The organism is Mesorhizobium amorphae, assembly GCF_014843845.1.
Classification (GTDB): Bacteria; Pseudomonadota; Alphaproteobacteria; order Rhizobiales; family Rhizobiaceae; genus Mesorhizobium; species Mesorhizobium amorphae_A.
Genome location: NZ_JHQS01000055.1, coordinates 79,134 through 88,468 on the forward strand (window position 1 = coordinate 79,134; position 9,335 = coordinate 88,468).

Annotated in this window: 8 protein-coding genes; 3 read left to right on the forward strand and 5 right to left on the reverse strand. The window is 61.4% G+C overall.

Going from position 1 to position 9,335, the window contains the following annotated elements; genetic code table 11:
• The first annotated feature begins 125 nt into the window (after positions 1-125).
• Together DH08_RS22275 and DH08_RS22280 are read left to right on the forward strand one after the other, a co-directional pair.
• Complete coding sequence (locus tag DH08_RS22275) at positions 126-641, forward strand: hypothetical protein (RefSeq protein ID WP_245451841.1); 516 nt, start codon at positions 126-128, stop codon at positions 639-641.
• A gap of 98 nt (positions 642-739) precedes the next feature.
• Positions 740-1,525, forward strand: coding sequence for a hypothetical protein (locus DH08_RS22280; RefSeq protein WP_192181342.1), 786 nt, complete (start codon positions 740-742; stop codon positions 1,523-1,525).
• Between the two features lie 520 nt (positions 1,526-2,045).
• On the opposite strand, the gene DH08_RS22285 is transcribed toward DH08_RS22280, so the two are convergent.
• From DH08_RS22285 to DH08_RS22295, 3 genes are read right to left on the reverse strand one after another with little or no spacing between them, the layout of a single operon-like run.
• Positions 2,046-3,020 (reverse strand): NAD-dependent epimerase/dehydratase family protein, encoded by a 975-nt coding sequence (locus DH08_RS22285; RefSeq protein ID WP_192181343.1) that lies wholly within the window; start codon positions 3,018-3,020, stop codon positions 2,046-2,048.
• Between the two features lie 27 nt (positions 3,021-3,047).
• Positions 3,048-4,097 (reverse strand): glycosyltransferase family 2 protein, encoded by a 1,050-nt coding sequence (locus DH08_RS22290; protein ID WP_192181344.1) that lies wholly within the window; start codon positions 4,095-4,097, stop codon positions 3,048-3,050.
• The gene (locus DH08_RS22295) at positions 4,094-5,020 is read right to left on the reverse strand and encodes a lysylphosphatidylglycerol synthase domain-containing protein (RefSeq protein WP_192181345.1); all 927 of its coding nucleotides are present in this window, start codon (positions 5,018-5,020) and stop codon (positions 4,094-4,096) included. The genes DH08_RS22290 and DH08_RS22295 overlap by 4 nt, the downstream gene beginning before the upstream one ends.
• A 440-nt stretch (positions 5,021-5,460) precedes the next feature.
• Between DH08_RS22295 and DH08_RS22300 the strand changes: the two genes are divergently transcribed.
• A complete protein-coding gene (locus DH08_RS22300; RefSeq protein ID WP_192181346.1) occupies positions 5,461-6,030 on the forward strand; it encodes a DUF995 domain-containing protein in 570 nt (189 codons plus the stop codon).
• Positions 6,031-6,239: 209 nt separating this feature from the next.
• On the opposite strand, the gene galE is transcribed toward DH08_RS22300, so the two are convergent.
• Positions 6,240-7,226, reverse strand: coding sequence for a UDP-glucose 4-epimerase GalE (gene galE / locus DH08_RS22305; protein ID WP_192181347.1), 987 nt, complete (start codon positions 7,224-7,226; stop codon positions 6,240-6,242).
• A complete protein-coding gene (locus tag DH08_RS22310; protein WP_192181348.1) occupies positions 7,223-8,263 on the reverse strand; it encodes a UDP-glucuronic acid decarboxylase family protein in 1,041 nt (346 codons plus the stop codon). The genes galE and DH08_RS22310 overlap by 4 nt, the downstream gene beginning before the upstream one ends.
• Positions 8,264-9,335: the final 1,072 nt, after the last annotated feature.

Genomic DNA, 9,335 nt, shown 5'->3' on the forward strand with positions numbered 1-9,335 from the left:
AACCAAATCGTCAAGCAGGTTCTAAAACACCTGTACAATCAATCGACTGTTACAACTTTAGCGATACGGAATAATCAATCTTTACGCCTCCCAGCTAGGCATTGACGGCATAGCAGGAGGCGCAAATGAAAACGACAATGAAGTTTCTCGGCGCGCTCGGTTTGATGGGCGCACTGGTCTCGGCAAGCACCGCAGGTGAATTGCTGCGCCCAAGCATCAAGCTCGGCACTGCCAACGTCAAGACGATCAGCGGCGATCGCGGCGGCTATGTGATCGACTATGCCATCCGTGTGCTGAAAATGCGCCGCAGCGGCGGCTTTGTGCGCTTCAACGGCGCGTGCGACTCGGCCTGCACCCTGTACCTGGCAATGCCCAAGGGCAAAGTGTGTGTCACACAGAGGGCGTCGTTCGGCTTCCACCTGCCCTATGGCGCTGGGGCGCGGGGCAACCAGGTAGCCGCGAATTTCATGATGAAGAACTACCCAGGCTGGGTTCGCAGCTGGATCGCGAAGCGCGGTGGGCTCAAGGGCTCCATCGCGACCATGACATACGCGGATGCCAGCCGCTACCTGCCAACCTGTCCGTCCGAACAGCGTATGGCCATCGCAAACCTGGGTCCGACACGCCTGCGTGGCGGCTGATCGCAAGCCGGTGCTGAAAAGTATCGCGACGGCCGGCGCTCGAAAGCGCCGGCCGTCGTTGATTCATGCGGCAGTCCCGAATTGCATGGACCGGGCATTTGTATATTTTCCGATCCATGTCCCCTGTTTCAGGTTTGAAGCGAATGCAGTCTTGCCAAAAGTTCGTCCTTCTCGCTTCGCCCAGAACCGGATCTCAAGCACTCAATAGCCATCTCAATCAGTATGACGGGATGGTGATGCACGGCGAAGTCTTCAATCCGAGCTTCGTCGGACTGCGCCATGACTACCACGAGAAAATGAACCTGGAGCGTGAAGACGTTGCCGCGCGGGATGCCGACCCCGACCAGTTCATTGCGCAGATCTTCGACGATCCCTCGGCTCGCTTTGTCGGCTTTCACATATTTCCCGACCAGACACGTGCGGCCGTTCTTCCCGTGCTCGAGGATGAAAGCGTCAAGAAGCTCTGGCTTGTGAGGAACCCGGTCGCGTCCTTTGTTTCATTGCTTGAGGCCGAGGCTTCCGGAGTCTGGATTCTTCATGCCTCGGAACCGTTGCCCGCTGGCGACTACCGGCAAAAAGTGCATTTCGACATCGACCGGTTCAATGCGTACCTCTACGAGCTGAACCTGTTTCGGACCAAGATAAGATCCGTGCTGTTCGAAACCGGGCAGCCGTATTTCCCGATCCACTATAGTGACATCGCCGATCCTCTGGTTGGTAACGCCATCATAGCCTATCTCGGCGGCGACCAGCGCCTGGACCATTTCGAGATCGATATCGTAAAGCCGCCACCGCGCCCGTTTGTCGAGCGCATCGAGAATTACTGGGAATTCACCGCCTATTTCAGAGCCATTTCTTCGGAAGCTCTGTACGCGTTCGGGTGAGGTCTCGGGGCGACGTCCTCTGGCGAGGGCAAGATCGTCGCGAATGTCTTGCGGTGTCGGAAATTCGCCGGCTTCCAATTCTTGCGGAGGCTCGAACCTGCCGACAGCCGCCGAACGGGCAGTTGGTGCCAAACAGTAGGCTGCACATCGACAAGGTCGCACCGACGGCAGCGGGACCAGCATGTACAACAGTGGCTCGCTATGGATCAATGGCCCCTTCGTCGAGGGATGCGTGTGGAACTGGGCGCACCTGAAGCGCGTCGAACGGACCGCGTTTTGAGGCGCGCAGCAAAACCAATCGATCGCATTTTAATAATATCCGGCGCAGCGGCGAAGGGCGGTGCTCACCACGCCGCTTGCCCGAATCTTAATAAGCATCGCCTAATATTCTCGCGGAAGGAAAGGGCTGTTCACACGGCGCAAAGGCGATCAGCGTGAATCTGTCGCCGCTCGCCCTGGATCTGTGGCCCGAGCCGGGGGGCGCGAGCCGGGGGCAAGAGGTTGGCGCAGGCTCTGCCCGCTACCTCTTGCCCTCCGGCCGCCATTCCTGGCGATACCAGTCGACGAAATTCCGCAAACCTTCCTCGATCGGCACCTTCGGCTTGAAGCCGAAATCCCGCTCCAGCGCACTGGTGTCGGCATAGGTCTTCTCGACCTCGCCGGCCTGCATGGGCTCGTTGTGGCGTATCGCCTTGACCCCGAGCAAGCTTTCCAGCGTATCGATGAAACGACCGAGATGGACCGGCTGGCTGTTGCCGATATTGTAAAGGGCGTGCCCGCCGATTGGTGGCTTGTCGAGGACGGCGACGACGCCGTCGACGATGTCGTCGACATAGGTGAAGTCGCGCCACATCTCGCCATGGTTGAAGACCCGGATCGGCGAGCCCGCAAGCATCGCCTCGGTGAAGATCCAGCTCGCCATGTCGGGCCGGCCCCACGGGCCGTAGACGGTGAAGAAGCGCAGACCGGTCTGCGGCAGGCCGAACAGATGCGAATAGGTCGAGCTCATCAGCTCGTCGGCCTTCTTGGTCGCGGCGTAGATCGACACCGGGTCGTCGACGCGGTCGCTCTCCGAAAACGGCACCTTGGTGTTGCCGCCATAGACCGAGCTCGACGAGGCGTAGACGAGGTGCTCGATGTCGGGCGCAGCCCGGCAGAGTTCGAGAATTTCCAGATGGCCGGCAATGTTGGCGTGGATATAGGCGCGCGGATTTTCCAGCGAATAGCGCACGCCCGCCTGGGCTGCCAGATGCACGATCTTGCGGACCGGCCGCTTGCCAAGCACCGCGGCCAGGACGCCTGGCTCGGCGATATCCAGCTCGTGGAACGAAAATCCCGTCCTGCCGGCAAGCCGGGCGAGCCGCGCCACTTTCAGCGCCGGATCGTAATAGGCGTTCATGTTGTCGACGCCGACGACCTCGTCGCCGCGGTCCAGAAGCCGCTGGCAGACATGACTGCCGATGAAGCCCGCGGCACCGGTCACAACTATCGGCATAGAACCCCCCAGAGCTTTGCGATCAGGTCACCGGCTGGGGCGATACCAGCCGTCGCCGTCATTGTCACCGGGCGCCGATTGCGGACGCGCGATATAGGCCGATGACCCGTTCGCCTCGTGATAGACGCGCGCCAGCATTTCCGCCAGCACGCCCGACGTCACCATCTGTACCCCGGCGATGAGCAAGAAGAAGCCTGTGAACAGCATCGGGCGCGTTCCGATGTCCTGGCCGAAAAACAGCTTCAGGCCGAACAGATAGGTAAGGATCAGCGAGCCCAGCGCGCCCAGCACGATGCCGATGCCGCCGAAGAAATGCCCGGGCCGCGTGCGATAGCGCATGAAGAAATACATGAAGACCAGATCGAGGACGACCCTGAAGGTGCGCGAAATGCCGTATTTGGACTGGCCGTGGATCCGCGCATGGTGCGTCACCACTTCCTGCGCGATGCGCCGTGGTGTCGTCACCGTGGCGAGCCAGGCCGGGATGAAGCGGTGCATCTCGCCATAGAGCCTGACGCTGCGGATGACGTTGCCGCGATAGACCTTGAGGCTGCAGCCATAGTCCTTGAGGCGCACGCCGGTGACGCGCGCGATCAGCGAGTTGGCGATGCGCGAAGGCAGCCTGCGCATCAAAAGCCCTTCCTGGCGGTCCTTGCGCCAGCCGACCACCAGGTCGAGATCCTCGGTCAGCAGCCGGTAGACCATGCGCGGGATGTCGAAGGGGTCGTTCTGCAGGTCGCCGTCGATCGTGGCGATGACCTCGCCGCGCGCCGCGTCCATGCCTGCCTGCATCGCCGCCGTCTGCTTGTAGTTGCGCACCAGCTCGACCGCATGCACATGCGGGCCGTAATGCGCCGCCAGGCGCTTGATCTCGCCTGGCGTCGCGTCGGTGCTGCCGTCGTCCACCAGCACCACCTCCCACGGTTGGCTGTAATGCTCCATCGCCTGGTGAATGCGCGCCAGCAGCGGCTCGACGTTTTCGGCCTCGTTGTACATGGGAACGACGATCGACAGCGTGTGCTCCGGCATGACCGCGCCCTCGGGCAGTCCCGAAGCGGGGATGGGCAATACGTTCATGGCGATGACTTCCTTGCAGAGCCGACGGCCGGGTTTCCCGGCACGGTCGATTTCGAGGGAAACAGCCAGGCGATCGCGCCCGTCGCGATGGCCGAGCAGAAGATGAACAGATGTAGTGCCAGCGCCGCCTGCAGGCCACTCTTGATGGCAATGCCGGAATAGAGCAGCGCAGCCGCCGCTCCCGCCTCATAGGTGCCGAAGCCGGCGACGCCTTGCACTGGAAGAATGGCTGCGGCCTCGGCGCCGACGGCCCCGGGAAAGGCGGTCTGCAAAGACGTGCCCAGCAGCATGGCCAGCAGCCAACCCTGCACGGCAAGCTTCAGCGCCCAGTTGGCGACCGTCCACCACCAGCCGTAGCGCGACCGCCCGGTCGCCTCGGTGAAAATGTCGCGCAGCATGCCGAGCTTCGCAACGATCCTGCCGCGTGCCGCCCAGTCATGCGGCGCGCGCGCCCATCGCGGCAGATACCAGGCGACCGCGATCAGCGCCGCGATCCCCGCCGCCCTCAGCGCGGGATTGAGGCCCGGCCACACCAGGCAGGCGAGCACGCCAACGACGAAGGCGTCCTGCAGCCTGAACCACAGCAGCGAGGCGCTGGCGCGCATGAGCGGTATGCCGAAGACCTGCCGCAACAGCAGTGGAAAGGCGGTCTCGCCGCCGCGCAAGGGCACCACGTTGATCATGGCATTGTGGATCAGAATGACGCGCAGGCAGGCGCCGAAACGGCCGTTCACCTCGTCGCGGAACTCGTCGCAGACGCGCAGCGCCCGCAGCACATAGGTGACGAACAGCGCCAGCGCGACAGCCGCGAATGCGCCGGGTGTGATACTGGCGAAGGCATCGCCGACCATCTTCCAGCGCGAGTCGCTGGCGAGCCAGGCCAGCAGCGCCAGCGTCACGACAATCGAGACTATTCTTTTCAACCAATTCTCCGCCGCTTGCGCGGGCCTATAGTGCTGGGCGGCGCCGGACCCATTGTTCTGCTGCACCCGTACCCCGCACTGCTCGTTTGTTGAGTGCACGGGTAGATCCCCGGGAAGCAACCATGAGCCTCGACGTTTCGGCCGCGTTGAGGTGTGGCGGTTATAGATCACCAGACTACGCGAATCCACCAACTTGGTCGTCGACGGATATGGAGCATGCCGACGGGGCGTCGACAGTATCGGCATGCACCACAAATCCTTGATTTTGCAGTCTGTCACGAGAGTTCGCCACGTTCGCGACCGGCCCTCCCGGAAAGGTTGACATCGTTCTTCGCGCGGCGATTAATAGTGTGCAGGTAGTAACGGCAGTGCCTTGCAATCCCCGGTCTCTTCCAGGAAATATTCGGCCAACCCCGCACCATTGAGAAGCGAATACCGAAATGCGATCGCTCGCCATGACAACCAAAAGGGGATCTGGGGCGCAACCCCATCGCCGTGCCGCATCCCTAGCGCCTCTCCTGGCCATCTGCTGTCAGATTGCGCTTCTCGGAACCGCGAATGCGGCCGCCAAGGACAAAGCGCCTGCGGAGGCAGATGCCTCGGCCACTGTGCCGTCCGCCTATGAGCTGCAAGTTCTTTACCAGAACCGCACCTGGGTCTGGAAGGATGGCGCGGCCTACTTTGCCAAGGACAACAGGCGCCTGCGGGCCTGGACCAGCCAGGACACGTCGTGGGTCGCGGAAGGCAGGTGGTTGGTCACAAAGGACGGCAAGATGTGCATGGAAGCCGCCTGGCGGTCCAAAGACTACCCCGGCAAGCTTGGGCGTACATGCTTTAGCCACCGTATCAACGGCGGCAACATCGAGCAGCGCAAGGATCCGGATGGGCAGTGGTACAGCTTCAAACACTCTGCCGAAGAACCCAGCGACGAGTACAAGAAATTCGAGCAAGGCGACACCAGGGGCGCGCAGTTCGAAGAGACCCGCAAACTGGTCGAATCCAAGAGCTAGCCCCCGGCTGGAGCAAGGCATTGGATCAAGCATAAATCAGGCTCGCTGAGACTAAAGCCCTCACTCCAGCTCAGCGAGCCCACGCCCCGACAAGCTACATACAGGGACGACAACCAGCCTTGCGGGCTGGTATTTCTGACCGGCGCATTTCGCTTGCCATGCGGCCCACAAGGCCGTGGCAAGCACCGGGAAAAACCATTGCAGTGACATCATCGGACTGCCTCCAACCCGAAGAAGGGCGCGGCCGTCCTGACGATCGTATCGATGTCGGAAAGCTCCGGCACGAAGCCCAGATGTTCGCGTGCATTGACCGGGTCGGCGTAGAGCTCGGCCGGGTCGCCCGGCCGCCTGGTCCTGTAGACGGCCGGAACCGATTTCGAGGTCATGCGGCTGACCGCCTGCAGGATCTCCTTGATCGACACGCCCCGGCCGGTGCCGAGATTGACCGACAGGTTTTCGCCGCCGGCCTCGAGATGCATGAGCGCCTTGAGATGCGCGCGGGCGAGGTCGCTGACATGGATGTAGTCGCGCACGCAGGTGCCGTCCGACGTGTCGTAGTCGGTGCCGAAAACCTCGATCTCGTCGATCATCCCGGACGCGGCCATCAGCACCCTGGGAACGAGATGTGTCTCGGGAGTGTGCCACTCGCCGAGTTCGCCGTCGGGATCGGCGCCGCAGGCGTTGAAGTAGCGCAGGATCGCGTATTTCATCCCGTAGGCCGCCGCGTAATCGCCGATGATCTGCTCGCCCATCAGCTTGGTCCGGCCATATGGGCTGATCGGATTTTGCGACGATGTCTCGCGCACCGGCAATGCTTCGGGCACACCATAGGTTGCGCAGCTGCTCGAGAAGATAATGTTCTCAATGGACGTCGCGCGCGCCGCGTCGAGCACGGCGATGGTGCCGGCCACATTGGTCGAATAATATTCGGCCGGCTCGCGGACCGACTCGCCGACATAGGCGAGCGCCGCGAAGTGGATGATCGCCTTCGGCCGGTAGGTCGCGATCGCCTGCCGCAACGCCTCGCCGTCGCGGATGTCACCGACGACGAGCGGGCCCCAGGCGACGGATTTCTCATTGCCGCGGCTGAGATTGTCGTAGACCACGGGCAGGTAGTCGGCGGCCGATAGCAGCTTGCAGGTGTGGCTGCCGATGAAGCCGGCCCCACCGGTCACCAATATGGGGCGGCGTGTCATGACATCGCGGCCTCTTTGACAGGCCGGCTGCCGTAGAGCAGGGCGTCGAAATACTCCACCGTGTGCGCCAGGCCCTGGCTCAGGCTGATCTGCGGCTCCCAGCCGAGATGCTGCCTGGCGAAGGAAATGTCGGGCTTGCGCTGCCTGGGATCGTCGACCGGCAGCGGCCGGTGCACGATCTTCGAGCGGGAATTCGTGTAGTCGATGACCAGCCTGGCCAGCTCCATGACGGTGAATTCGACGGGATTGCCGAGATTGACCGGATGCGCTGGCGCATTGGGGGCATTCATCAGCCGGATGAAGCCTTCGATCAGATCGTCCGCATAGCAGAACGAACGCGTCTGCAGGCCGCTGCCGTAGACGGTCAGGTCCTCGCCGCGCAATGCCTGGACGATGAAATTCGACACCACGCGGCCGTCATCGGGCTGCATGCGCCGGCCATAGGTGTTGAAGATGCGGGCGACGCGTACATCGATGCCGTAGGTTCGCGAATAGTCGAAGAACAGGGTTTCGGCCGAGCGCTTGCCTTCGTCGTAGCAGGATCGCGGGCCATGCGTGTTGACGTTGCCGAAATAACCTTCGGGCTGCGGATGCACCAGCGGGTCGCCATAGACCTCGGAGGTGGACGCCTGGAATATCTTGGCGTTGTGCCGCCGGGCAAGTTCCAGGAGGTTCAGCGAGCCGAGTACGCTCGTCTTGAACGTGTGGATCGGGTCAGCCTGGTAATGTGGCGGCGAAGCCGGGCAGGCGAGGTTGTAGATTTCGTCGACCGGGAGGTCGCGGGGCAGCGGATCGACGATGTCGTGCTCGATGCACAGGAAGCCCGGATCGCGCTGCAGGACGTTGAGATTGTATCGCTTGCCGGTGTGGAAATTGTCCACCGCGATGACTTCGTAGCCATCGCGCAGCAGCCGCTCGCACAGATGCGAGCCTAGAAAACCTGCGCCTCCGGCGACCAGAGCGCGGCCGCGCTTGAAACTGCCGCCCCGCCGGCCGGTTCCCACACCGGGCTTCAGAACCTTGATCACTTTATTCATGGCATCCCCCTGACGCGCCCCAAACGCTACCCCGAGGCCGGGACAAAGCTTCGCCCGGCCACGTCCCAAAGAACGTGGCGAAAACCTCCGCTCGCGCGGAATCGCCATCAATGATGTGCGTAAATAGTCTGAGTTAGCGGAGATCCTGCCGTACGGCTTATTGGCTGCCGCTCAGCATTCAATACCCCTGAATCGCGACCACGCGTCTGGTTGCCACCATCGCGGATTGCTCGCCCAAATTGCACACCCAACACATATAAAAATATACCTGTGGACAACATAGTCAACTAAATTAGAGATTCGTTAACCGTATTCATTGGCGAGTGGTTAATCATGGGCGAGGTCGACCCGCCTCTCCCTCGGTGCAAGCATCGCATTGGCAGGGACCTGGAAGACGGAAGTGACTGGTGCTCATTTGCCAGGCTTGGCAAAGCAGCACCTGAAAATTCGCCAGGGGAAGTCAAGGTTTGGCGACTCTCGCATGGAAGAGTTTCCAGACACGTCCCCGGCGGCCCGCGATCTGCTTGGGTAATGATAAAATTTTAAATATTCTCGGCCGGGGTTTGGCTCTGGACCCGCAGGAAGCAGTGCGATTGCTGCCCGAAACCGCTCGGGCTGCAAATATGCGTGGCGGCTCCGAGGTAGGGGTTCATGCGCACTTTGGTGATCGGGCGGGCCACAGGTCTGGTTTGAATTTTGGAATATGGCTTCACGCTGACCAGAGCTGCGCTTCCGGTTTGAGATGAGTTGGAAAGAAAACAATCCGCCTCAAGTAAAGTATCGGCACCAAGATGTCGCCAGAAGGCTCCTCAGGACGAGCGATCTGTACACAAATCTATTCACGCTATCGAAATTTAACCTGCATTGGCGGCCTCTGCACTGCCCATGAACTTCGTGCATCAAAAACCCCTCATTCAATCACATGCGGGGCCATACCCCGGATCATTGGGCAGGCGCTGACACATTCCATTATGCCGAGGTCGGTTATTTCAGCTGTTTGACGAAATGCAACGTTTACGCGATCCGGCCGTCATAAAAAGCAGGCATGGCCCGCCGATGGCGGGCCATTCCT

Bases quoted from the DNA above. Each gene is read 5' to 3' on its own strand.
- DH08_RS22285 (WP_192181343.1), bottom strand. From the start codon at position 3,020: ATGCCGATAGTTGTGACCGGTGCCGCGGGCTTCATCGGCAGTCATGTC.
- DH08_RS22310 (WP_192181348.1), bottom strand. From the start codon at position 8,263: ATGAATAAAGTGATCAAGGTTCTGAAGCCCGGTGTGGGAACCGGCCGG.
- DH08_RS22290 (WP_192181344.1), bottom strand. From the start codon at position 4,097: ATGAACGTATTGCCCATCCCCGCTTCGGGACTGCCCGAGGGCGCGGTC.
- DH08_RS22275 (WP_245451841.1), top strand. From the start codon at position 126: ATGAAAACGACAATGAAGTTTCTCGGCGCGCTCGGTTTGATGGGCGCA.
- galE (WP_192181347.1), bottom strand. From the start codon at position 7,226: ATGACACGCCGCCCCATATTGGTGACCGGTGGGGCCGGCTTCATCGGC.
- DH08_RS22300 (WP_192181346.1), top strand. From the start codon at position 5,461: ATGCGATCGCTCGCCATGACAACCAAAAGGGGATCTGGGGCGCAACCC.